The following is a 24345-nucleotide window of genomic DNA, read 5'->3' on the forward strand; positions in this document are numbered from 1 at the left end:
GCCCTCTTACTCCGGCGTATCCGTCAGCACGCTCCGGCAGGCCAACTGCAAAGCAAGCCGCGCTTCCGGGTCTTCCAGGTTGATAGAGATCAGTGACTGGATGCGCCTGATGCGGTCACTGACCGTGTTCCGGTGGACGTTGAGAATGGCTGCGGTTTCCGTCAATGACGATTCGCAGTCCAGGAAAGTAGTGAGGGTCTTCAACAGCTCCGGTCCGGCCTTCAGAAGTGGGGCAAGGAGCTCGCGGGCAGCCGGCCTGAAGGTGTCCGTTCGGGTCCAGATCAGCAGGAGCTGGGCCATATCCAGCCTGTCCACGTGGACAAAGTAGCCGGAGTTCTCCCTGGCGCCGGCGATCCGGGCGGCGTCGTTGGCTTCCTCGAGCGAGCTGACGATTCCTTCCGGTTGGGCCTGCAGACGGCCCACTCCGAACTGGGTGGCAATGGTGGCTCCAAGGTCCCGCTGAGCACGGCGAAGCGCACTGCTGATCCGGCTGACTTCCGCCGGCCCCGGCTTGGACGGGAAGCTGATCCATCCGGACCAACCATCCGACTGCTCCACCGTTGAAGCCTGAATCTTTTCGCGCATCAAAGCACGGTCCAGGTCCGGCTTCCGAGCCACCAGATCCACGGATTCCCGGGTGATCACGCGGAAAGCTATGTGGTATCCGTCCAAGGTCCAGCCCAGTTCCAGCGCCCTTGCCCTGAACGACGGCGTGACGTCACCGGCGTTATCGATCAACTGGCCCAGCGCGGCAATACGGTGCCGGGCGTCGCGTTCCCGCTCCAGCCGCTGCCGTGAGAGGAGCTCCGAAACTGCGATCGCCGCAACTTCCAGGGCGGCGAGGATGGCCGACCGTTCTTGATCCAGCGATGCGCCGGGGACCACCCTGAGCCGCGGCCCGTGCTCTTGCTCCCTGTGGACCAACACAAGAATCTCCGCCGAGGCATCCAATGAACCAGTGGGCTCCGGCATAGGCTCCGGACCCGGTGAGTCGGCGGAAATCAGCTTCCCTGAAGGATCCACCAGCGTCACTTCATGCCCGATCGCAACCCCCAGCCGCTGCAGCAGATGACTCAGCGAGCCGTAAGGTGTCCGGCATTCGGCGGCCACACGTGAGATCAGCAAACCTTGAATATGGGCCGCTCCCGAGAGCAGTTCCTGCGCGGCGATACCAAATTGCCAGGTGTTGCGGACTGCCAGCACCACTAGGCCCAAACGTTCGGCGAGCCTTTTCACATTGACCGGCAACGCGCCGTCGTCGGCCGGTAGTTTTACCGCAAGGGTCACCACACCGGCGGAGGACGCCAGCGCCAACAGCGCCTCAACATCCCAGGACACCCCGGACGGCAGCGGCTCCAGCGCCAGCAGGAGGCTGCCCGGAAAAGACAATGGATCGCCATCGAGGTTGCGCCGCTCGCGGACCTGCCGGTTGACCTCGGCCAGGGAACCAGTCAGGGCAATGAGCGACGATACCGTCCTGCCGCCCTGCTCCCCTGTTCCTTCAAGGACGCCGGCAGGGAGATGACCCGTGACGGACCAAAGCGGGACCGGGGGAATCATTCTGCCGCTCCCGTTCTTCTCGATGGTTACCTCCATGATGCCACCGCCGCGTCACCAACTTTCGTCGGCAACGCGGCGGCATCACTGATGTTCGACGGCGGTCAGGCGCGGTAACGCTCGATGGACTCGGTGTGCTCTTCCGGCGTCCCGTCCCATCTGTGGGACGGCACCCCGTAGCCGAAGTACCCCGGCCCGGCCAGTTGCAGGCCCTCCGTAGTGTGCCAGCGGGGGTCACTGGGCGCCGTCAGGATGCACAAGCGCTGGCCATAGCGCAGGTTCTCCGTTGTAACCGGTTCGGCAGATTCTGCGTCCACCACAATGATGAGGTCCGGAGTAGTTGTCACCACGGTTCCGTCCTTGGTGGCGAGCAGGTGCTCGTTCTGGAAATGCAGCGAAAGAACGGAGCCGGCGTCCGGACCCATGCCTTCGATCATGGCCTGGCCCTTCGCAAAGCCGCCGGTGGTCTGGCGCTGCAAGTCAGCCACCTTGCCCAAATGAACAATGCGGCCATTGAGCGTTTCCGCCAACACATCGCAGGGGTTGAGGTTGTTGTGTTGGGCCATGGCAACGGCATCGCCAATGGTGATGGCGAATGACATGGAACCGGCCACGAAACACTCCCGCGCTTGAGCGCCGGTCATGGCATAGGTGCTGTTGAACGCATTGCACCCCATCTCGATGGAAGCCTGCCGGGCGAAGCGCTCAGCCCAGAAAGAATCAATGGCCTCGATGACCAGGGTGTTGCCCTTCTCATCGGCCAAAGCCATGGGGGTGGCGTGAATTCCGTACAGCGGCGCCATGCCCATCTGTATTTCCGGGAACGCCCGTCCAATCAGGTCGCCGTCGATCAAGGGAATTCCCAACTGCGCGGCCGCAACGATTGGCAGCATCGAATTTGAGCCACCAATCTCCAAACACGCCGTATGGGTCGCGGTCCGGTTCATGGAAGCCGCGAGCTTCTCGATGGTGAGGTACAGGTTCTCCACGGTGTCGAGCTTCTCAACGGCCACCGTGGGGGCGCCGATCGCAGCAATGGGAACGATGAAGGCGTCATCGGCCAAGTCCTCCAGGGACACAAGCTCCACTGGGCCGAATTCTTCGATTGCCTGCTTCGCCAGGAGCGCTCCGATGTAAGGATCGCCGCCTCCGCCCGTGCCGAGGATGGCTGCTCCACGGGCCAGGGAGTCAATATCCTCCACCGTGATCTTTTTCAGTTTGCGGCCGTGTGCCACTTCCAAGGTCATTTCACTTTCCTAACGTGAGGTTGCCGGCTGCCTTCACCCGAACGCGCATGGCGTTTCCGGGGAGGTAAGGGATGGGGATGGCTTCCTGTTCAACGATCGTGACTGTGTCCGGGTTTGCGCCGGCGGCCACGGCACGGTCCACGGCCTCCTGCCGCGCGGACTCCATGATGCGCTTTTGGTCGCCGTCCCCGATGGAGGACACTCGATCCACTTCCCCGCTGATCTGGGCAATTGCTGCACCATAGGCATTGGCAACATCGAAGTTCGCAGGCCGGTGTATGGTCCCAAGTCCGTCCAGTTTGTCTGCCAGCAAGATGGATCCACCGCCGACGGCGACAACCGGCAAGGGTGCGGATGAGGTCCGGATCCGATCAGCAATGTCAGCGATGGTCCGGTCGATCTGTTCCAGGGCTGACCGCACCACAGCGTCACTGATGTGACTCACCAAAGACGCGTCTCCGACGTCGGCCCTTCCGCTGCGTACGGCGATGTCCGTTGCTGTCAGGACAGATCCGCCAAAGACGAGCGACTCGTCCGTGAGGCGGTAGCCCACCGAGTCCGGACCCACGGTTGCTTGGTCTGTCCGAACGCGGGACCCGCCGCCGAGGCCTGCAGAGAGGACGTCCGGCATCCGGAAGTTGGTGCGCAGGCCCGCGAGGCGGACGTGCGTGCTGGACTCCCGAGGGAAGCCGTTCACCAAGACGCCGACGTCGGTGGTGGTACCGCCGATGTCCACGATCAGGCAATCGGTGAAGCCGGAGAGGGCCGCTGCTCCGCGCATAGAGTTGGTGGGGCCTGAAGCGAACGTGGCCACCGGGTAGCGTCGCGTGTATTCGATGTCCATGAGGGTGCCGTCGTTCTGGCTGACGTAGAGAGGCGCCGTGATGCCCTGCTCCAGGACGGCTTTCGCGAGGCCGTCAACAATCCTGTTCGCCATCTCCGCGAGGGAAGCGTTGACGATGGTCGCGTTCTCCCGTTCCAGCAGGCCCACCCTGCCGATTTCGTGCGAAAGGGAGACCGGGAATTCGGGGCCGAGTTCTTCCCGGAGGATGGCCAGGGTGCGCTGCTCGAACTCATCGTTGACGGGCGAGAAGACGCTGGACACTGCCACTGATCGGATGCCGTGTGCGGCAATGTCCGCTGCGTGCCGCCTTATTTCGTCCGGGTCGAAGGGACTGATGGGCCGGCCATCGAACTCGTGTCCGCCGTGAGCCATGTAGGCGCGGCCCTTGACGGCGTTGGTGAGGGTGTCTGGCCAATCCGTGAAAGGCGGCAGTGAAGCTGTGGCAGGTAGTCCCAGGCGGATGGCAGCTGTTGGGCTGAGGTCCCGGGCCTCGATCAGGGCGTTGATGAAATGCGTGGTTCCGATCATCACGCCACGGATGTGGTCCGGGCTGAAGCCGTTCAGTTCCCTCAGAGCGGTGAGCACTTGGGTGATGCCGCTGGTGACGTCCTTCGTGGTGGGGACCTTGGTGGAGGCGAGCACCTGCGCGCCGTCCAGCAGCACGGCGTCTGTGTTGGTGCCGCCGACGTCAATGCCGATTCTCAGGCTACTCATGGTGCAGTTACCGATTCTTCCTTAGTGGTGTTTTCGCTTGTGGGTTGGTTATCGCCGAAGGACCGCAACAGGTTTAATTTGCCGGCGACGATGTAGAGAATGAAGGCCGCTGCCAGAGAGTTCAGGGCAGGGAGGCCGAAAGTGACGAAGTAGCCAAGGGCCGCTGAGATCGCCCAGATGATGAATGTGGCCGGAATCCAGTTGGGTGATTCGGCGGGCGGGAGTCCTGAGTCGCGGCTTGCTTCCAAGAGGGGCCGCCATTTCCGGATGACAAAGTACTCAGCCATGATGATGCCGGCTACCGGTGGGAAGACCACACCCAGCACCATGAGGATGTCGATGAAGCTGTCCAGGATGCCGACAGCCGCCAGGACGCTTCCCACCACACCCAGCAGCAGCGTGACGTGGCCACGGTTCAAGCGCTTGTTCATGGCGCTGTTGAAGAAGGACACCACGCCCAGCCCTGCACTGTAGAGGTTCCAATCGTTGATCTTGGACGTGCCCAGCACAATGATCAGGATGCCCACCCAGCCCACCGAGGAGAAGATGATCTGCGTGACGTCCGCCGTTTTCACCGCATGGGCGAGCAGGACTCCGATCATGCCGATGGTGTAGTTGCCAAGCGTCATCCCGACGACGGTTTGCTTGACGACGTCGCCGGCGCTCCTGTTGTAGCGGGTCATGTCCGGCGTGATGACTGCCCCGAGCACGGCGCTTCCAGCAACGATGGTGGTAGCCGTGACGAAATCGAGTTGCGGGCCCGGAGGGGCATCGTTGATGAGTTGGCTGATGGAGTGGTTGCTCAGCTCCGCCCACGCCGCCCAGCCGATGAGGATCATGAACAGGGGCACAGTGATATTGGCCAACCACTGCATGGATTCAAAGCCACGGACCACAATCAGCGTGACCACCAGGCCGAAGCCCAGCGACCAAGCCCAGACCGGAACTTCAGGGACGATTTGGTTCAGTCCCGCCCCGGAAATCCCTGACTGGATACCGAACCAGCCGATGAGGCTGATACAGATGGCGAGGCCGAGGACCGATGCTCCGCCTCGGCCAAAGCCGGTCCAGCGGGCGAGCATGGATGTTGTGAGGCCTTGGCGCATGCCGGCGATGCCGACGAAAATCATGAGTGCTTCAACGATCAACGCACCCACGGTGAAGGCCCAGAAGGCGTCCCAGAAGGTCATTCCGAAGCCAAAGGTTGCCCCGAGAAGAAACTGGCTTAGGTCAGAAGTCTGACCGAAGCGTTGGACCGCGATGCCGAACCAGTGCTTCCGCTTCGTTGCGGGAACCCTGGTGATGGGGTAGTCATCGTGCCCTGTGTCGGAGGTGGACATGACATGCATTCCTTTCGAGTGATTCACTTCACAGTATCTGCGGGTCACTCGAAGGTCATTGGGCGATGTGCATCCTTGGCGGTGCAGAAGCATGCATGTTGCATAGGTCTGCGACTTAGAGGATCTCCAGCGCGAAACGGATATCATTCATTGGGCAGCGAGAGGCGCAGCTCAATGAGTTGGAGAATGACATGCCCGCCGTGAATACCTTGGAATATGCGATGCTTGGGCGGCCCCGGCGAGTAGCGCGGTGGGAACTTCCTCGTCTGGCCTGGATGCTGTCCGTAGCCACTGCGAATCGCCTCGGGTGGATACTCGCACCGTTCGTCTACATTTCCAATCTGGAGGGTCTCCGGCAAAGGGCCAGCATTGGCAGTGTGTGGCACAGCGATGCGCGATTGCTGTTGGTCGCAATGCCCGTTGGTGGCCCCCATCGCCAAAAAATTTCTCAACCGTGGTGGTTTTCTGTTGTCATCCTGGGTTCTTTCATCATTGGCCTCTTTGACGAAGTACTTGGCGCGGCACTCCTTCTGGCTTCTATTACTCTGTTGGTTCTTCTACTTCTACCGACCCTGTTCATGCTGCCTAAGCTGCTCGCCCCGTCTACCCGCAGGGCTCATGCGGCAATCAAGGATTGGTCAAACTCTTCCCAATCACAGGCTTACGTCCTGTCATTGTTGGTGAAAGATCGTCGCATTGAATGGGGCGCCGGGGTGCCCTTCGTGGAGGCTGTCATACGCGAAGCCAAGCTACCGCTTGGAACACCCGTGGCCGCGGTGGCTGGCACCCCCAAGCAGGAGCGCTTCCTTAAGGCTCTTGGCTTCCAGCCGCTTGAGCATGACGGTGTTCCTACGCGAGCTATGGCGCGGTGGACCTGATGAGGTGCCCCTCCGAGTAATGGTGTGGAAATCGGCTAGTCGTCTGCCGCGATGCCAGGCTGTGGCCGGTCCACGAAGAAGTAGGGGGCTGCGCCCTTGCCGTCGCGTTCCAGGTCATAGTGTTTAACTGCAAGCTTCGCTTGATACACCGAGATCGCCCGCGGGAATCCCGGCTCGGTGGACTGTTCGCGGAGCCGCTCCAAAGCACCGACGCGTGCTCCTGTCTTCTTGTCCGTCCGCACGCCGATATCGGCGGTCAGGATGCGGACACCTTCAGGGTCGCGGGCAATAAAGCCCTCAAGGCTAAAGTGCAGCTCAAGCGTCAGGTACTTGCTGGCCATGACTGTGCGGGCCAGGTCCTGCGTGGTGCTTGTGAAGTGTTCGAGGGCGAGGTTCGGAGGCTTCTGAAACATGGTTCATTCTTACACTTCGGCTACGACACCAACGGCACAGGCTGGCACTCCGATTGAGAGTGGCAGGTCACCTTCCCAGCTGCCCTACTCCACGCTGCCCCGCATCTGACACTTACCCTCTGCAGGCACTGAGGGAAATGGGTCCGGCATGCGCGTTGAGCACCCTGATGCCTAGGGCTGAACGTGGCGCCTCAGAGCATCCAAGGTTGTCTCCGGCGAGGTGTTGAAGCAGAACGAGATCCCGGGCGACTCTGCGCTACACGTGTTGATCACCCGCTCGAAGACTTCCGTATACTCGGGGACCAACCTGATGCCCCCACCAATCATCACCAGGCCGAAACGATCACGGGCGAGGGCTTCGCGCACCTCCGCCGCAGCCCCGTCCGGTGAGGAGCCGATCAGGCAGGATACGGCGTCGAAGCCCGCATCGATGGTGGCTCCGAAGCCGGCCTCGATCCGCTCAGTCATGATTGCCTCGTCAAGTCCGGGAGGCAGCTTGCTGTAGTCGAGCTCGCTGGCGCGGATGCCGATCATCAGAATTCGAGTCATGGCGCCTACTGTGCCATGCAGGGCGGGGCTTGTCTGCCCTGTCTGGCTTTCAGGGGATTCAGCTTTCTGCCTCCGCCTCTTCGGCAACATGCACACAGGGGTGGGCTGGGGGATCTTCAACACCCTGATCTAGCCAATGGTCACCGCCGAACGGGTCCCACTGATGATCAACGCAGTGAAATTCGACGACGGCGGTCCGTCCCGCCGCGAAGGTCACGGTTGAGCCTGCGGTCGCCGTGGTAAAGGATGGATTCCCAATCCACCTCTTCGGGAGTCTTGGGAACAACCAACGATTCCGGCTTGACCTTGGATTTTGGTGCGACATAGAGCCAGTTGACCGCCCCCAAAACAACATCCACCACGGAGTTCCACAAGCCGATATACGCCTGGATACACCACATGGCCAACACCGCATTCAGTGAGGCAAAGGCGACGTTGCCCCAATTGCCCTGTTGGGCGTCCCGCCAAACCGTCAGGACAGAGAACGCGACGATTGCATAGGGAATCAGAACGTAGATGGCGGGGGCGGCTGTCCGGTCCTTGACCTTAGGGGTTCGGACAAAGGGAATCTTGTCCCCTGTCAGGCCTTGCTGGAGAGACTTCAAAACACCTGCAAGGTTGACCGGCAGCAGGATGAGGTTGAAGCCGTAAATGCGCAAGATGTCGCTGAAGCGGTGGCCGCAATCGCGGAGGTCGGACCCCATGCACAGGAAGTACGGCAGGGCCGCTATGAAGACTGCAGGGCTGAGGAGCCTGCTGTCATAGGGGTAAGCCAAGAGGAAAAGAAGCCCAAAGCTGGCCCACGTAATGGACGCCATATAGTTCACACGCAGGAGGACCTCACGGATCAGTATCCGTTGACGTTGACTTCGCCGCTGCGAAAGTTGGTTCCAGAGCTTGGGCAGGATCAGCAATCCACCGTTAGCCCAGCGCCGGCGCTGCACCACCAGGGACCCGAAATCCGGCGGCGTGGCACTGTAACTCAAACGCTCCGGATAATTCACCAAGGTCCATCCATGGGTGCCCAGGTCAATGCTGGACTCGGTGTCCTCAATGACAGTCCGGTCCTGGATGTAGGTACGAATTTCGAACCCGCCAACCGTTTCAACTTCAACGATGTCCTCAATGGCGCATTTGCGGATAATCGCATTGGCACCCACCCAGAAAGTGGCTCCGTAGAACGTCATTCCCTGATGGAGAATGTGCTGAATATCCGTGGTGGCCCCGGCGATCCTCTCGATGCGGGTGGGGGCGCCGCGGAACGACGAATACGGCGTCTGCGTAACAGCCACGCGCTCATTGCCCGCGGATTCCAGGAAGTACACCAAACGCAGGCAGTAGTCGCGCAGCAGCAGGGAATCGGCGTCCAGGGTCAGCAAATACGTGCTGTCCGGAACCAACAAATCGTCCTCACGCGGCACCAACGAGGGGCGAAGCACCACGCTCCCAGCGGTCTCCTCCCGCCGCCACCGCTTGCCCATGAGGGAAATGTAGGCGTTGAGGTTCATGGCCTTGTTCGCCTCGTGGGAAAGGCTGGCGTACCGCTTACGCTCAAAAGTCTCAGTGCGGACGTTGAAAATCCATGTGAGCCTGAGGTAAAGCTGCTCCATCCGCTCGGGGTCGGGAGCCGTGTCTTGGGCCTTTGCTGCGTCGAGCGCCAACAACACGAGGCGGAGTTCACGCGCCAGTCCCATGATGACCAGGTCCACGAAGAACTCGTCCACGTGGTCTTCCACGGTCTCGGCTTCAGCCATAGCCTCCAGCCACTCCACCGCCGCTTCATACTCCGCGATCAAGAGTCCGAGCTCATCGGCTTTCCCTGCCGCCTGACTTTCCGACTGAAGCGGCGATCCGAGTCTCTCCCGGAACGTCTCGAGGGCCTTGTTGGCGCGCGCTGCCGGAGCAGACAATGCATCCGCGATCTGCCCCGCCAGCGCCCGGGTCCGTTCAAGGCGCTGAATCTTCTCAGGCTCCGTAGGGTGAGGCGGATCGTCCAGCAGCAACACCACCCGCAGGTCGGGGAACTCCTGAAGGGCTGCCGACCATAGCGTTCCCCTCACTACCTGGGGTTCTTCGGCATAGGACGGCACCAACACCGTCACGCCCTCTTTGTAATTGGCGAAGTGATGATCAAGCTCGCCGCGGGGCACCCTGCGGTGTTCCTTGAACCGGTACAGCGCACCTTGCCGCGCCATAAGGTACATCAAGGCAGAAAACGTCAAGAACGTGACAACAATGAGGTATGAAATCGACTCAAATCCGAATCGGAAACCTGAGTTCGGGTTGTCAACAAACTGCCGAATAATGGTGGAGACCACGTAATAAAGCCATGCCCCCACCGTCACAAGTATGGCAAGCCTGCCGAGCACGATCTTTCGGGAAGAGGGCGTCGGGTGAACAATGGCCAGCGGCTCAGAACGCCGCTCCGATCCCCATTGCCGTTTTCGTCCCGCAGTTTCCAGACGGTCAGCGGGAAGTTCAGTGGGATCTCGCTCTACATCGGATAAATCAACCAACTGGTCCGTCATAATTCCCCATCAGACTGTGAACCGCGCCTTCCGGCCTCATAGCCGGGTTGAACGTCCGCTCTCCATAGTAAAAGCGTCGCCGATTGCCCTTATAGTAATCGATAGCAGGAGCCTTACGATTCCGATGCGGTCCACGGAAATTGTTTAATGTTGGGGGAATAATGTCCAAACACTTTCCTGGGCGAAAGCTGTCCTGGATTCGGCTCTCTGTGCTGCTGGCCGTCATAGCGGTAGTTGTAGGGGCCGGCGTCGTTTCCTGGCGTAATTACACCGATACCCGTGCCGCTGCAGCGTCACCATCGCAGTTCATGGGATACGTGGACGTGACGGCAACACCCCGATACGCGTTTGAGCAGCCGGCCGGGGACACCACAAAATCAGTGGTCTTGTCCTTCATCGTGGCCGATGCCAAGGACGGGTGCAGCCCCTCTTGGGGAAACTTCTACAGCCTGGACGCAGCTGCCTCAGACCTTGATCTGGACCGGCGCATCGCCCGCCTCCGACAAACCGGAGGCGACATCGCCGTTTCCTTCGGCGGATTATCCAACCAGGAACTCGCCACCGCATGTACCGACGACGCACGGCTGCAGCAGGCGTACTCAACCGTGGTGGACCGCTACGACCTCAACACCATAGACCTGGACATCGAGGGCACCGCCCTGGCAGACAAGGCCGCCCTCGCGCGGCAAGGCAAAGCCATCACCGCCGTGCAAAAAGACAGGCAGGCCGAGGGCAAGAGCCTGTCCGTCTGGCTCACGTTACCCGTGGCTCCGACGGGGCTGACCCCCGACGGAACAGCCGCCGTCGAGCAGATGCTCTCAGCCGGAGTGGAACTGGCCGGCGTGAACGTCATGACCATGGACTTCGGCGAAAGCCGCGTGGCCGGCCAGTCCATGGTGCAGGCTTCCATCGCGGCAGCTGAAGCAACACACGCCCAGTTGGACGATGTCTATTCGGCGGCGCAGCAAAGTCTGGGTGCACAGACCCTATGGCGCAAGATCGGCCTGACTCCAATGATCGGCCAGAACGACATTGTGGCTGACGTGTTCACCCTGTCCGACGCCGAAGGTTTGCACGACTTCGCCCGGAGCAAGGGCGTGGGCCGCATGTCCATGTGGTCCCTGAACCGGGATGCCGAATGCGGGCCCAACTACCCAACCCTGACTGTGGTCTCTGATGCCTGCAGCGGTGTACCGCAAGGCGCTGCGCGTTTCTCCGACGTCCTGGGCGCGAACATCGATTCCAAAGCCACAGCCTCGCCCAGCCCCGTGCTGCCAACAGGCACCACCACTGCCACTGCCGTTGTTGACGACCCCGCCACCAGCCCTTACCCGGTCTGGTCGCCGCTGGCCACCTACGTGCAGTCGGACAGGATCGTGTGGCAAGGCAACGTGTACGAGGCCAAATGGTGGACCAAGGAAGACGTTCCCAATGACCCCATCCCGGACCGGGCCGCGGCACCCTGGAAACTGATCGGGCCCGTCCTGCCCGGCGACCGCCCCAAGCCGGAAGTCACGGTTCCAGCCGGAACGTACCCCGCGTGGTCAGCTACAACCGTCTATAACAAGGGCGACCGGGTGATGCTGGACCAGCACGTCTTCGAAGCCAAATGGTGGGTCCAAACGCAGAGTCCGGAAGCCGCATTACAGGGCTCCACAGACTCGCCGTGGACGAAAATGACCAACGAGGAACTGATCAAAATACTTGCCGGTCAAGCGGCGAAATAGGAGTTACACAGCATGCGGAAGTACCTGTCAGCGGCGGCATCGTTTGCAGCGGCCACCCTGATTTTGAGCGGATGCGCCCAAGCACACGACGACGCCAAGGCAAGTGACCTCGGAATCACCTTCGCCTACTCACTTGCAGGTCACAACGGCAAATTCTGCGACCACCTTGACAGTTCCAGTGAACAAACCGTGGACGAGTGCAAGAAAAGCGAAGCAGAAGCGGCTGCAAAGCAGCAGGCCGACCAAGAACCAATCATATGGGTTCCCAAGATCTACCAACTGATCCCGGGAAAGGAAGAAGTACTTGGGATAGTGGTGGAGTTTAACCGGGCAGGGAACCAAGAGTTTGTTGTCATTGAAGCTGCACAGCGGGGAAACGAGTACAAAATCTTGCGATGGGCCTATCCGGATAAGGCCGACTACAAAACCGACCGTGCCATCACCAACACCTTCGGTTGGTAAACAGCTGTATTCTCTATCTGAGCCACATCTTGATGGCCTTTTCTGGTTTGGAACTACACCCTGCAGGTGCTGAACCATGGACGTTCCTGGGGGAACAATGATTCAGTCCCGATCCTCGCGATTCCCTGCCCGCATCACATCGGTGAAGCGTGGAGTCGCGGCCCTTGCCGCCGTGATGTTGCTGTCCGCGTGCACCATGATTCCCCTTCCAGGAAAACCCGCAGCTACCACGTCGCCTTCCAGCCCGGCTCCAGCTGCCAGAAATACAGAAATCGCGACGGCGGCATGGGAAGTACCGCTCGAACCCATCGGCCAGCCGGTGGTTGCCGACGGCGTTGCGTTGGTTTACGCCTCGACCCCCGCCGGCGTAAATGCCCACGCGTTCTCTGTTGCTGACGGCAAACAGCTGTGGACACAGCCCGTTCATCCGGGATACGTATCTCTGGGAATACCTTTGGAGCCTGCGGTCACCAGAACAGCCTCGGGACGGAGCGCTGCGATCTTCCTGCAGGCCGCTTCTGCTCCGGCTGGATTCGACACTGACGTGGCTTGGTGGACTGCGCCTGTTGCATTTGATCTGAGCACCGGCAAGGAGCTCTACCGCGGCCGGGCGGAATTGGTCAGCACCCGCCCCTTCGCCTGTGACGGGCTCTTCGACCTCTGCTTTATTACTTTTGATGAGACGTCCCAGTCTGAAGAACGCTGGGTGGCCATTGAATCCGGTGAGGAGTCCGGAGGTGCTGACATCAACCCGCTAACGGGGGTTTTCCGGCCGGTGGGACAAGAGCTGTACTCAGTGGTGAAGGAGGGCGTTGAAAAGCTGGCCCGCGTCTCCTTCGGCGAGGTTCTGTGGGAAATCGAAGTAGAGAAAGTGTTTGGCAAAGGTGCCTCCACCGACATGGGTTGGCACTTCACGTACTCCGAAAAACTGGACCTCTACGTAGGCTCGGTCGGAATCAATCCGACAGATTTTGAACTTGAGAAAATTTCGGAACAGTCTTTGTCAATGAACCTGCGCGAAACCACAAAGACTGTCGGCTTCCGGGCCTCCAGCGGACGGGTGTTGTGGACGGCCGACGCCTCCACCCTTGAATGCTCAAAGAACATGGGCGCAGAGCTCACCAAGATGGGCACCGGAACTGCTTTTCCTGTGCGCTGTGAGTACACGGACGGCTTCATCGAGTTTCCTGCGGGCAAATACCGGAGCGCCCAATCGAAGGTGGTGGGCTACGACCCCCTCACCGGAACTTCCGCTTGGGAAAGCAAACCTGTATATGTCTACAGTTGGGACGAATACGGACTCATTCCTTCAGCGAGCCACGGTGAATTCTTGATTGCCGGAACCTTCTGGGACTCAAATCTGTTGGACACCCGAACCGGCACACCTCGTGGCGCAAGCTTTGAGGACGGTTTCGTCTGCTGGAAGAACGCCACCTACACCGCTCCTCCAAATGGACCCTTCGCGGATCAGACCGGAGGAAATGTTGGGGCAGGTACCCAAACGGCGTTCCCGTGCCTGAAGGGAGGCTCTGCCACACTGGCCTTCACCTACGGCGCCCTCACGGACGTGAGCACCACGGACCAGGACACTGCCGTCATCTCCTTGGAGGGAAAAGTGGCCGGGTACAAGCTCCTCAAAGAATTCGTCTAGGTCAGCGCCGCCCCGCAGCTCATCCCTTGCCTCAGGTCACCCCTTGAAAACCGGCGCCCGCTTCTCCTGGAAGGCACGGAAACCCTCGGCGTAGTCGTCGGTTTTGCACAGCCGCGCCTGCTCCGAGTTTTCCTCGGCCATGGAGGCCCACAGGCCCAGGCGCTGATCGCGAATGTGGGCCACGAGTTCCTTCGAAGCATTGAAGGCCTCAGTGGCGCCAACGGCAACGCGCGCAACTATAGCCCGCGTCTCGTCCAGCAAAACATCGGCTGGCATCGCCCGGCTGAACATCCCCTGCGCCACGGCCTCGGCCCCGGACATGAGATCCGCCGTGTAGATCAGGTCCAGCGTCCGGTGCATGCCCAAACGTTCCGTGAAGTACCAGTGCCCGCCCGAATCCAATGTGGCCCCAAGCTTCGCAAACGGGGACCCGAACTTGGCGTTGTCCGCCACGTACACCACGTCCGTAGCCAGCAACAATCCCAGCCCGACCCCCAAGCAGGCACCATGCGCGGCAGCGAACGTCGGCGCCGGGAACGCAGCCATCTTCCTCAGCAGTGGCTCCACGAGACCGCCGAGGTAGGCCTGGGCATCATCAGTTTCCGGCGTCACCCCGGAAATGTCGCGGCCAGCACAAAAGGCGCGGCCTTCTCCGCGAAGCAGCAGCGCCCGCATCTCACCGCGTGAGGCAGCGGCAGCAGCGTCGTCGTACGCTTTGTCCAGCTGGGCAAGCGCGTCCTCGTTCAGCGAGTTCAGTTTGTCCGGGTAATTGAGGACGATTTCGGCAATGCCGTTGGCAAGGGAGAGCTCGATCATGGGACTCCTTAAACGTCGAAGTCGACGGTAACTTCTTCGCTGGTGGGGTGGGACTGGCAGGTGAGGACGTAGCCCTTATCCAGCTCGTCCTGCTCAAGGGCGTAGTTCTCATCCATGGTCACCGTACCGGTGATCAGCTTGGCGCGGCAGGTGCCACAGACTCCGCCGGCGCACGCGAACGGAACGTCCGGGCGGACGCGCAAAGCCGCGTTGAGGATGGACTCGCGGGCGTGGGTGGGGCTGGCAACATCGCCGGTCAACCCGTCCAGGGTGAAGGTGATCTTGTACGTGTCCTGCGATTCGTCGGCCACCACCGGACGGCCGGCGTTGCCCTCGGGACGGTCCGGACGGCCCGTGGTGAACAACTCGAAACGCACGTGCTCAGGTTCCACGCCGCGGGAAGCGAGGGTGTCACGGCACAACTGGACCAGCTCGAACGGCCCGCACAGGAACCACTCGTCCACATCCTCGGCCCGGATAGCACTGCTGAGGAGGGCCTGCAGTTTCTCGGAATCGATACGCCCGGTCATCAGCGGCGCGATGCGCTGCTCCCGCGACAACACGTGGTGCAACGCCAGACGCGAAGGGTACTTGTCCTTCAGATCCGCCAGCTCCTCAAGGAACATGACGTCCATGGCAGCTTTGTTGGCGTAAACGAGGTCAAACGTGGTCTCCGGATTGGCCGCCAGCAGCGTCCTCGCAATGGCGATGACCGGGGTGATGCCCGAACCCGCAGCGATCGCCACGAAGTTACCCGGCTCCCCCGCCAGCTCCTCCGGGTGATTCATGGAGTTCATGACGTTGTGCTGGACCGACGCGCCGTCCTTGCCGTGCCGCGAGATGAACGCACCCTGCGGGCTCATGACATCCAGGACGTCACCAGCCTTGAGATCGGCATTTGCCCAGGTGGAAAAGAGGCCGCCCAGGTCCTTCTTGATGGCCACGCGGATCTCGCTGCTGCCGTCCTCGAAGCTGCGCGGCTCTGCGCAAATCGAGTAACTGCGGCGGACCTCGTGCGGCTCGCCCTGCTCATCCGGCAACGTGGTGCGAAGGGCCACGTATTGGCCGGGCAGGTAGTCGTACTGCCCGGCAAGCTCGGCCGGAACACCAAACGTGACCTCAATGGCATCGTCCGTGAGGCGCCGGACTTCCGAGACGGTCAGGTTATGGAAAGACGCACGACGGCGGCTGGCCGTCTGTGTTTCGGTGGTCATGGCTGCTTCCTTAGAGGACTTTGAAGTAGTCGAACGGTTCCTTGCAGTCCTGGCAGACGAACAACGCCTTGCAGGACGTGGAACCAAAGCGGGTGAGTTCCTTGGTGTTCAACGAGTTGCACTGGGGACACTTGACGGCGAGGCTCAGGCGCACTGGACCGGAGTGTCCGCCTGCTGCAGCCATGCCACTGGGCGGAGCGATCCCGTACTCCTCCAACTTGGACTTGCCGGACTCGGTCATCCAGTCAGTGGTCCACGCCGGAGACAACACCAGGTTGACGTGCACACTCGCGTAGCCCTCCTTCACGAAGGCGGTCCGCAGATCGTCACCAATGGCGTCCATCGCCGGGCAACCCGAGTACGTGGGCGTGATGGTGACCTCGACGGCGGTACTTGAGGCGCCGCCGTCGTGCTGGTCTGCCGCTTGCGTCGGGAAGACGCGAACTCCACGCAGGATACCCAGGTCCTCAATGGTGAGGACGGGGATCTCCGGATCACAGACCGTGGACGCGATGTCCCAGGCCCGCTGCTCAGCTGTCTTTTCCATGTCTCCTGCACGGGCAATGGTTGCCATGCTGGTCACCAGCTCGCGCCTGGATGTTCGCGGGCCAGAACCTGCATTTCAGCGAGGATGTAGCCCAGGAACTCGGAGTGCTTGCCGCGCCGCCCGCCGCCCAATGACTGCGGGACACCGGGGATTTCCAGCTCGGCCTCAGCCATGATGTCGCCGGTGAGGCGATCAAATTCCGCGCGGAGGCTGGACGGCTGAACAGTGACTCCAGCCGCAGCCAGGCGGGTGGTGAGTTCATCGTCCTCAAAGAGTTCTTCCACATACGGCCACACGAGCTTGAAGCCCTGGATGATGCGTGCACGGGACTCGTCCGTGCCACCGGCCAGTCGAAGCACCCACTGCGCGCTGTGGTCGCGGTGGTAATCCACTTCTTTCACGGCCTTCGCGGAGATGGCTGCGATGGTGGCGTCGGTGGACTCCATGAGCTTGGTGTAGAGCTCGAACTGGTAGAAGCTCACAATGAACTGCCGGGCAATGGTCACCGCGAAGTCGCCATTGGGCTGCTCAAACAGGTGCGCGGAACGGAACTCGTGCTCGCGGCGGAAGTACGCGAGATCATCCTCGGACTTGCCCCAGGCTGCGCCGGCGTACGTGAGGAACGAGCGCGCGTGGCCCAGCTGGTCCAGGGCGATGTTGCCGAGGGCGATGTCTTCTTCCAGTTCGGGAGAACGGGAAATCCAGTGGCCCAGGCGCTGGGCGAGGATCAGGCCGTCGTCGCCGATGCGCAGGGCGAACTCTGCAACGTCCTCGGTGGGCTTGACCTGCCCTCTTTGGATTTCGAGCGCAATGTCCTCCGGACGCAACGCATTACCCGGGGTGATGCGGGTGGCGCTGGCCGAGCCGTCGCCGGATGCGCCTGCACCGTGAACGCCCACGGAGATGTCCCCATGACCGTCGATGGCGAAGTCAGTGTCTTTGGCAGTCTCTTGAGTGCTCACGTCTTTGGTAGTCACAGGTGCTTCACGCCTTCGCTCTTGGTGTAGTACGTCGCGTGGCGGTAATCCTTGCCCTGCGGGGACTCGAAGAAGGAACCCTTGGAGTCCGGATCGCTGGAGGAAATCGACTCGGCGGGAACAACCCAGATGGAGACGCCTTCATTGCGGCGCGTGTACAGATCGCGGGCATTACGGAGGGCCATGGCCGCATCCGGTGCGTGCAAGGAACCGGCGTGCACGTGGGACAGGCCGCGGCTGGAGCGGACGAAGACCTCCCACAGGGACCAGGGGGTTTCTTCCGTGGCGCCGCGCGGGGTGACGGCCGGGCCTGAGGCGGGTGCCGTCGTCGAGCTGTCAGCGTTGGTAGCCGCAACCTTTGGAGCTTCGCGGTTGATTTCGCTGGCGGCGCTGGCCGGTGCTTCCGGGTTACCGTGAGGAGCCATTATGCTGCGCTCTCTTTCTGTGCTTGCTTGCGGGCGTAGGCCACTGCGGCTTCGCGCACCCAGGCACCATTTTCATGGGCCTCACGGCGGCGCTCGACGCGCTGCGAGTTGCAGGGGCCGCGGCCTGCCAGGACTTCCTTGAACTCGTTCCAGTCCAGGGGTCCGTGCTCCCACTTCTTGGTTTCTTCGTTGAAACGGATGTCCTTATCAGGCAGGGTCAGTCCGAGGACCCGCACCTGCTCCACCATCATGCCCACGAACCGGCTGCGCAGCTCGTCATTGCTGAAGCGCTTGATGTTCCAGGCCATGGACTGCTTGGAGTTGGGGGAATCGTCATCCGGCGGGCCGAACATCATCAGGGACGGCGCGTACCAGCGGTTCACTGCATCCTGGGCCATCTGCTTCTGTGCAGGCGTGCCGTTGGAGAGCTCCAGCAGGATCTCAAAACCCTGGCGCTGGTGGAACGACTCTTCCTTGCAGATGCGCACCATTGCGCGACCGTAAGGACCATACGAGGCACGGCACAGGGGCACCTGGTTGCAGATGGCAGCGCCATCAACAAGCCAGCCAATGGCTCCCATGTCGGCCCAGGAGATGGTGGGGTAGTTGAAGATGGACGAGTACCGGGCTTTGCCGGCGATCAGATCTTCCATCATCTGGTCCCGGGACTGGCCCAGGGTCTCAGCGGCCGAGTACAGGTACAGGCCGTGACCGGCCTCGTCCTGAACCTTGGCCATGAGGATTGACTTGCGCTTCAAGCTCGGGGCCCTGGTGATCCAGTTGGCTTCCGGCTGCATGCCAATGATTTCCGAGTGGGCGTGCTGCGAGATCTGGCGCAGCAAAGTCTTGCGGTAAGCCGCCGGCATCCAGTCGCGCGGTTCGATGCGCGAGTCCTCCGAAATGATGCGATCAAAATACGCCTGTCCGGCTGCCTCCCGCTCCTGCTCTTCCGGGGACAGCTCAGCGGGCACTGACTGCAGATTCTGCGATGCCATGGTTGCTCCTAATAAATTACCGACCGTTCGTTCAGAATATGCGGAGCGGGTGATTTCAGTCAAGCGTTCCTTCCCCGGTGACGCAGATGCTTAGCCCTGTTTGCGCGGCTCTGCGTTGTTGACAAGATCCGCGCTTCCCGCCGTGTTAACTTGGGGTGGGACCTCGGTTGTCCCCCTTACCGCTAGAAAAGAGCCTTACGTGGAATCGCCCCAACCCTTCAGGATTCTCACCGTCTGCACAGGGAACATCTGCCGCTCCCCCGTGGCCGAACGGTTGCTGCAGACCGGGCTGAACCAGGTAAGCCCCGGATCCTTCGAAGTGCGCAGCGCCGGAACACGGGCCATGGTGGGTGAGCCCATCCAGCCACTCTCAGCACAAATCATCAGCACGTTCCGCGGCAGCCCGGACGGCTTCGCGGCCAGGCAGCTAACCCCCCGGATCCTCAAGGAAACAGACCTGGTGCTGGCCATGACCTCCAAGCACCGCGGCGAGGTACTCCAACTGGATGCATCCCTGTTGAAGCGCACCTTCACAGTGCGCGAATTCGCCCGGATGCTGTCCGTGCTGGAAAACCGTGGTGATACTGTCCCGGCCGGTAACATCACGGAGTTCTGGCGCGCACTCCCCACCCGCGCGGCTTCCGTGCGCCACCTCGCATTGCCGTCCGATCCTGCAGACAACGATGTGGTAGACCCCTTCCGACGATCGGAAGAGGTCTACCACCAGATGGAGGATGAGCTGGCCCCGGCCATCCTAGGCATCCTCCGTTACGCGCGCCTGACGGCGCCGGCCTAGTTGGTTATTGATTATTAGTTAAGGGCGATCACCAGCATCTGGCTGGTGCCGGGGATGCACGTCTGCAGGACCACTGCAGGGAATCCGCCGAACACTGCTGCGACGTCATTGGTGCTCCCGGGGTTGGGCACCTGGCCCCTGCCCGTGGCCGTGAAGGTTCCGTAGCCCGGTATTGAAACGGTTTCGCCCACGCTGATCCCGGAGAACCGGCCCCACCCTCCACAGAAATCATGCTCGGTGATAAAAGTGGCGTAGGCGTTGGTTGGCGTGTAATGAATAGGCCCGATGCAGGCGTCCACCATTGATTGCCCACCGGCTCCAGCAACATAAATGGTCCTCACAGCGGGTGCGGGGGCTGGTGCCGGAGCGGGCGCAGGAACCACAATCGCGGGAGCGGCGGCCTGTGCTTGCGCAGCCGGTGCGGCGGGGGCTGCAGGTGCTGCAGGTGCTGGTGCCAGCGCTGGAGCGGCCACCGCAATGGGCGGTCCCGTGAGCTTCAAAACCTGTCCCGGCACGATCACCGAGTAGGCGCTCAGACCATTGGCAGCCAACATGGCCGTGACGTCCACGCCATAGCGCGAAGCGATCGAACCAACAGTGTCACCGGACGCCACCGTGTAGAGGTTGGGATCCCCGGCAGGCGCGGCAGGGGCGGCCTCCACAGCAGCTTGAGCTGCCGGCTCCGAGGCGGGCGGAGCACCCTCCTGTGCGGGAGCTGCTGGTGCTTCAGCCGGGGCCGCTGCCGCTGCAGGCGCTTCAGCCGCAGGCACTTCAGCTGGGGGCGCGGCTACTGCCTCCGCATCCTGGATGGGTATAGCCGCGGGCGCTTCGGCACTATCGCCCTTCGAAAACGGTGCTTGGTCCTGCGACACCGTCTGGTCAACGTCACCGGAAGGTTGCGTCGCCCAGTTGACCACCCCAAAAAACAGGGGAATCAAAGCTAAAATCGCGAGCACCGCACCGGCAATCAACAGCTTGGATTTACTGGACTGCGGCGGCCGAACATTTCTACTGCTCTTGGTTGACAGGGAAGTTTGAAGATCTACGTCATTCATATTCATGGGAAACCCCGGACTCCATGGCTCTGGACCGCGCATGACAGGCCGTTATTGGCCCGAATGAGAAAGCGCAGCTACGTATTGGGAGGAGCACCACCCACAAGTGGCGGGGGTGCAGTCCACCGCTGAGCCGGAGGAACGGAAGTGCAATAACCCTACGAATTCCAATAGTAGGAATGGGCCCTTCCTGCCGCACGAGTAGGAACTACTCGACTTTCCTCCGGAGGGCCTGAACGGTTACTTGGGCATTACGCAGTTTCTGGAAATGGACTACTTGCTCAGGCCGGAGTCGCTGCCGTGCAGGCAGCCGTGCAGGCAGCAGCAGGCTGCCGTGCAGGCTGCCTTGCAGGCAGCAGCAGGCTGCCGTGCAGGCAGCCTTGCAGGCAGGAACCGCTGATCCCCGGGCATGGATCAAACGGATCAGCGATCGGCTTGCCTGTGCTCCGCCGCAGTACGTTGAGCCAAGCCCCCACGCCCTCACTGCTGCTGCCAACACCAAGGAACTCATGACGCTCCCGACCCATGCCCAAAAGCCCTCCGCGGAATCGGGTTCCCGCCGTCAAAAGAACCGCAGGAAGACTGCCCGGAATGTGCTCCTTGGATTCGCGGCCGCTGTGCTTGTGGTTGGCATTGTTGCCGGGGCCTATGTCTACAACCTGATACAAACATTCGACTCCGGCTCCACCAAAATCGAGAACGCTTTCCCGGAAGAATCCACCCGGCCACAAAAAGCCGAGGGAAACACCGCAATGAACATTCTGGTGATGGGCAGCGATAGCCGCGGCGCTGACGTGGATGTGGAAACCAATGCCGCAACTAACCAGCGTGCGGACACCCTCATGTTGGTGCACCTTCCGGCCGACCGGAAAAAGGCCTACGCAATTTCCCTGATGCGGGATCTGTGGATTGATATCCCGGGAAAGGGCGAATCAAAGATCAACGCCGCGCTTGCCCACGGCGGTGTCCCGCTCATGGTTCAGACCGTCGAGTCGCTCTTTGACCAGCGCATCGATCACGTGGCAATGATCGACTTCGAAGGCTTCAAGGGCCTCACTGACGCTCTCGGTGGCGTGGAGGTTGACATCAAGATTCCTTTCACGCCAAGCTCAGGACCCATGGCCGGGCAGGAATATGAAGCAGGAAAGCATGCCTTCGACGGCGATGAAGCCCTCGCCTTTGTCCGCGAGCGCTATGCGTTCAGTGATGGCGACTACCAGCGCGTTCGAAACCAACAGGCTTACCTCAAATCCATGATCGGCAAGATCATTGCCCGTGAAACCCTGACTAATCCGGTGACCATCAGCAATATGGTCTCGGCGGTGTCCCCGTTCGTGAGCGTGGACAAGGACTTTGACGCTGCAGCGATCGGTAACCTTTCCCTGTCCATGAAAGATGTCCGCGCCCAAGACACCGTCATGTTCACCCTCCCTACCATTGGCACGGGAACCTCAACGGATGGGCAGTCGATTGTCCTGGCTGACACCACTGCGATCGCCGACATCGCAGCTGCACTCTCCAAGGATCAAGTGGGCGTGTACGTTACGGCGCACGCCCTCGACAAAGGACAGTAAGCGTCAGCCGCTGGTGAGGGTGTGGGCACTTCCCCACTTGTTGAATGGGAACAGGAAACCGTCAACACGGCCAATGATGTCCGCCCGGCCGGCTGTCTTGACGCAGCTGGGCTGTGATCCCACGCTGCGGCATGACGTGACGGAATCCTCGGAATTGGAGCGGTGGTCGCCCAAGAGAAGGTACTGGTCCCCGCCCAGGTGGATGGGTCCGAAGCAACGCGGCGACCTTGCCGTCGTCGAACAGTCCGTTCTGCCGCCGACGAACGCGAGGTCTTCGAAGACGTACGGTTCCGCAACGGGGGCACCGTTGACGGTGACCTGACCGCTGGCATCGCAGCATTCCACAGTGTCACCGGGCAAACCCACCACCCGCTTCACCAGATATTCGGTGTTGGCAGGACCGATTCCGGTCAGCTCACCAAACCAACCGACTCCTGTACGCAGGGCGCCCCTATCCGGCGCGGGCCCCCATCCTGTCGGTTTCTTGAAGACAACAACGTCGCCCCGTTGAGGTGCCGAAGCCGTGTAGGCAATGCGGTTCACCAGCACGCGGTCGCCAACGTTGAGGGTCTGCTCCATGGACCCCGAAGGCACCGAGTAGACCTTCACCAGGAAACCTTGAACCAAGGAGACCACTATGAGGGCGAGCAGGACGTGAATCCACGGTGAGCGAAGCGTCCAACGGCGCTTGGCGGCTTTCGTCGTTTGGGAAGTCATGTTTGCGGGCAGGGTCTGAGAACGACGTCTAGAGGATGCCCGCGCCAATGGGGACGGAGATGCTGCTGGTAGCGGTCAGAGTGCGTCCTCCAATGACAACAGTCACTGTGACGGGGAAAGAGGCAAGCAAGCTCACGGACACACCAGTGCTGGTGCCCGCTAATCCGAAAGCAATAGGGAGGTTCAGTGTCCCGTTGCCCGCCACCGTGATGGGGACACTGTTGCTCCACGTGGTGGACGGGAAGCCGTACTGTCCGATCAACGGCGCGCTCTGGTACGTCGTAGTGCGTTGGGCGGCGGTGGTGGCTGCCCCGTTGAAGGAGTACACACCAAAGCCTCGTGCCCGGCCAACAGGAAGGTTGATGCCTGAAGGACGGGAAATCGACACCGTCACCAGAGCGTTCTCCGTAACCGCACCTGGACCGTTGGTGAACGTGAGGATGGTGGGGACGGTGACCAGTGCCTGGGCTGTGAGCGCGCTGGTGCCGTCAAGAAGCCGGAGGCTGAGGAGGGAGGTGGAAGATGCTGTGAAAGCAAGGCCCAAGGTATTCACTGAAGCTACCGCCGCAGGAGCCGCGACTGCGGCAGCAATCACGGGCATGGACCAGGCTGCGCCCTTAACCACGGCGCGCCGGGAGTGCGGACTGAAAACCGTAACTTCATTGCTCATTGCTCTTCTTTCGCTCATTTTGAGCCGACGTTACGATACCCGGGAAGCCGTGCAACAGCCGTTGTAGCAGGAAGGGCTAGCCTGCGGGAGCGAGCTTCCTGGCTACCATCAGACCCGCCAAGGCTCCCAAGGTGTTGGCGACGACGTCGGATACGGCAGTCACCCGGCCGGGTATCAGCAACTGGAGAACTTCGATAGCCCCGGAGGATACAGCGGCCACAAGGGCCACAGGCCACAAATTCAGTGTTGGTTTCAGCAGCCGGACGAACACCCCAAAAGGGACGAACAAGACGATATTGGCCACGAACTCCACTCCGATGGCGGCGGCCTCCTCTGGAAAGCCGAAGAAGGAAAGCCAGCCGGCAATCACCCCCACAAAGCCAGTTACGGTGCTGGCTTCACGCGCAGGCAGGAAGACAACGAAGGCGAGCGAAACCAGGTACGCAACGAACAGCGCCTTGAGCCACCATGCGGCGGACTGCCGAACAAGCACATCTGGCCTTTCTTGACGCTCCTGCGCCGTCTGATGCTCCCGGCGCCGTCTGACGCTTCCGGCGCACTCTTACAGTTCCCGCGCACTCTGACGCTTCCGGCGCACTCTGACAGTTCCGGCGCCCCGTAATGGACTACACCAACTATAGGAGTGAAC

At 61.2% G+C, this 24345-nt stretch carries 23 protein-coding genes; 6 read left to right on the plus strand and 17 right to left on the minus strand.

Features of this window, described 5'->3' with window-relative positions:
- Positions 1-6 precede the first annotated feature (6 nt).
- From CQ020_RS01880 to CQ020_RS01895, 4 genes are all read right to left on the minus strand, one after another.
- Entirely contained in the window at positions 7-1596 is a 1590-nt protein-coding gene (locus CQ020_RS01880; RefSeq protein WP_105690290.1) for a CdaR family transcriptional regulator, read from the minus strand.
- A 65-nt stretch (positions 1597-1661) separates the two neighbouring features.
- Positions 1662-2804, minus strand: a complete 1143-nt coding sequence (locus CQ020_RS01885) for a DUF917 domain-containing protein (protein WP_105690291.1) — start codon at positions 2802-2804, stop codon at positions 1662-1664.
- A 1-nt stretch (position 2805) separates the two neighbouring features.
- On the minus strand, positions 2806-4353 hold the full coding sequence (locus CQ020_RS01890) for a hydantoinase/oxoprolinase N-terminal domain-containing protein (protein ID WP_105690412.1): 1548 nt from the start codon (positions 4351-4353) through the stop codon (positions 2806-2808).
- A gap of 5 nt (positions 4354-4358) precedes the next feature.
- Complete coding sequence (locus tag CQ020_RS01895) at positions 4359-5702, minus strand: cytosine permease (RefSeq protein WP_105690292.1); 1344 nt, start codon at positions 5700-5702, stop codon at positions 4359-4361.
- 191 nt (positions 5703-5893) lie between these two features.
- Between CQ020_RS01895 and CQ020_RS01900 the strand changes: the two genes are divergently transcribed.
- On the plus strand, positions 5894-6580 hold the full coding sequence (locus CQ020_RS01900) for a hypothetical protein (RefSeq protein WP_105690293.1): 687 nt from the start codon (positions 5894-5896) through the stop codon (positions 6578-6580).
- A 35-nt stretch (positions 6581-6615) separates the two neighbouring features.
- On the opposite strand, the gene CQ020_RS01905 is transcribed toward CQ020_RS01900, so the two are convergent.
- From CQ020_RS01905 to CQ020_RS01915, 3 genes are all read right to left on the minus strand, one after another.
- The gene (locus CQ020_RS01905) at positions 6616-6993 is read right to left on the minus strand and encodes a hypothetical protein (protein WP_105690294.1); all 378 of its coding nucleotides are present in this window, start codon (positions 6991-6993) and stop codon (positions 6616-6618) included.
- Between the two features lie 171 nt (positions 6994-7164).
- Positions 7165-7542: a hypothetical protein gene (locus CQ020_RS01910; protein ID WP_105690295.1), complete on the minus strand. Its 378-nt coding sequence runs from the start codon at positions 7540-7542 to the stop codon at positions 7165-7167.
- 167 nt (positions 7543-7709) lie between these two features.
- Positions 7710-10070, minus strand: a complete 2361-nt coding sequence (locus CQ020_RS01915; RefSeq protein ID WP_258141672.1) for a glycosyltransferase family 2 protein — start codon at positions 10068-10070, stop codon at positions 7710-7712.
- A gap of 161 nt (positions 10071-10231) precedes the next feature.
- On the opposite strand from CQ020_RS01915, the gene CQ020_RS01920 reads away from it, so the two are divergent.
- The 3 genes from CQ020_RS01920 (at position 10232) to CQ020_RS01930 (ending at position 13910) form a co-directional block, all read left to right on the plus strand.
- The gene (locus CQ020_RS01920) at positions 10232-11797 is read left to right on the plus strand and encodes a chitinase (protein WP_105690296.1); all 1566 of its coding nucleotides are present in this window, start codon (positions 10232-10234) and stop codon (positions 11795-11797) included.
- A gap of 12 nt (positions 11798-11809) precedes the next feature.
- On the plus strand, positions 11810-12259 hold the full coding sequence (locus tag CQ020_RS01925) for a hypothetical protein (protein ID WP_105690297.1): 450 nt from the start codon (positions 11810-11812) through the stop codon (positions 12257-12259).
- A 76-nt stretch (positions 12260-12335) separates the two neighbouring features.
- A complete protein-coding gene (locus CQ020_RS01930) occupies positions 12336-13910 on the plus strand; it encodes a hypothetical protein (RefSeq protein ID WP_258141673.1) in 1575 nt (524 codons plus the stop codon).
- Positions 13911-13946: 36 nt separating this feature from the next.
- Here the strand turns inward: CQ020_RS01930 and CQ020_RS01935 are convergent, their stop codons facing one another.
- From CQ020_RS01935 to paaA, 6 genes are read right to left on the minus strand one after another with little or no spacing between them, the layout of a single operon-like run.
- Complete coding sequence (locus CQ020_RS01935; RefSeq protein ID WP_105690299.1) at positions 13947-14726, minus strand: enoyl-CoA hydratase/isomerase family protein; 780 nt, start codon at positions 14724-14726, stop codon at positions 13947-13949.
- Positions 14727-14734: 8 nt separating this feature from the next.
- On the minus strand, positions 14735-15940 hold the full coding sequence (gene paaE, locus CQ020_RS01940; RefSeq protein WP_105690300.1) for a 1,2-phenylacetyl-CoA epoxidase subunit PaaE: 1206 nt from the start codon (positions 15938-15940) through the stop codon (positions 14735-14737).
- Positions 15941-15950: 10 nt separating this feature from the next.
- Positions 15951-16514 (minus strand): 1,2-phenylacetyl-CoA epoxidase subunit PaaD, encoded by a 564-nt coding sequence (gene paaD, locus CQ020_RS01945; RefSeq protein WP_258141687.1) that lies wholly within the window; start codon positions 16512-16514, stop codon positions 15951-15953.
- 5 nt (positions 16515-16519) lie between these two features.
- Positions 16520-17464 carry a 1,2-phenylacetyl-CoA epoxidase subunit PaaC gene (paaC, locus tag CQ020_RS01950; protein ID WP_181151722.1) on the minus strand — a complete coding sequence of 315 codons (945 nt, stop codon included), beginning with the start codon at positions 17462-17464 and terminating at the stop codon, positions 16520-16522.
- Positions 17461-17889, minus strand: coding sequence for a 1,2-phenylacetyl-CoA epoxidase subunit PaaB (paaB, locus tag CQ020_RS01955; RefSeq protein WP_105690302.1), 429 nt, complete (start codon positions 17887-17889; stop codon positions 17461-17463). Before paaB ends, paaC begins: the two co-directional genes overlap by 4 nt.
- Positions 17889-18884: a 1,2-phenylacetyl-CoA epoxidase subunit PaaA gene (paaA, locus tag CQ020_RS01960; protein WP_105690303.1), complete on the minus strand. Its 996-nt coding sequence runs from the start codon at positions 18882-18884 to the stop codon at positions 17889-17891. The genes paaB and paaA overlap by 1 nt, the downstream gene beginning before the upstream one ends.
- Before the next feature lie 199 nt (positions 18885-19083).
- Here paaA and CQ020_RS01965 point away from each other — a divergent pair, with 199 nt between their 5' ends.
- On the plus strand, positions 19084-19680 hold the full coding sequence (locus CQ020_RS01965) for a low molecular weight phosphatase family protein (RefSeq protein WP_105690304.1): 597 nt from the start codon (positions 19084-19086) through the stop codon (positions 19678-19680).
- A 14-nt stretch (positions 19681-19694) separates the two neighbouring features.
- Here CQ020_RS01965 and CQ020_RS01970 read toward each other — a convergent pair whose 3' ends face one another.
- On the minus strand, positions 19695-20741 hold the full coding sequence (locus CQ020_RS01970; RefSeq protein ID WP_105690305.1) for a LysM domain-containing protein: 1047 nt from the start codon (positions 20739-20741) through the stop codon (positions 19695-19697).
- A 362-nt stretch (positions 20742-21103) separates the two neighbouring features.
- Here CQ020_RS01970 and CQ020_RS01975 point away from each other — a divergent pair, with 362 nt between their 5' ends.
- On the plus strand, positions 21104-22309 hold the full coding sequence (locus CQ020_RS01975; RefSeq protein WP_258141674.1) for an LCP family protein: 1206 nt from the start codon (positions 21104-21106) through the stop codon (positions 22307-22309).
- A gap of 3 nt (positions 22310-22312) precedes the next feature.
- On the opposite strand, the gene lepB is transcribed toward CQ020_RS01975, so the two are convergent.
- The 3 genes from lepB to CQ020_RS01990 all read right to left on the minus strand — a co-directional run bounded on the left by lepB (position 22313) and on the right by CQ020_RS01990 (position 24189).
- Complete coding sequence (gene lepB / locus CQ020_RS01980) at positions 22313-23026, minus strand: signal peptidase I (protein WP_105690306.1); 714 nt, start codon at positions 23024-23026, stop codon at positions 22313-22315.
- A 28-nt stretch (positions 23027-23054) separates the two neighbouring features.
- On the minus strand, positions 23055-23696 hold the full coding sequence (locus CQ020_RS01985) for a hypothetical protein (protein WP_258141675.1): 642 nt from the start codon (positions 23694-23696) through the stop codon (positions 23055-23057).
- 76 nt (positions 23697-23772) lie between these two features.
- Entirely contained in the window at positions 23773-24189 is a 417-nt protein-coding gene (locus CQ020_RS01990; protein WP_105690307.1) for a VanZ family protein, read from the minus strand.
- Positions 24190-24345 lie beyond the last annotated feature (156 nt).

It is taken from the genome of Arthrobacter sp. MYb23, from assembly GCF_002979775.1.
In the GTDB taxonomy this organism is placed as follows: domain Bacteria; phylum Actinomycetota; class Actinomycetes; order Actinomycetales; family Micrococcaceae; genus Arthrobacter.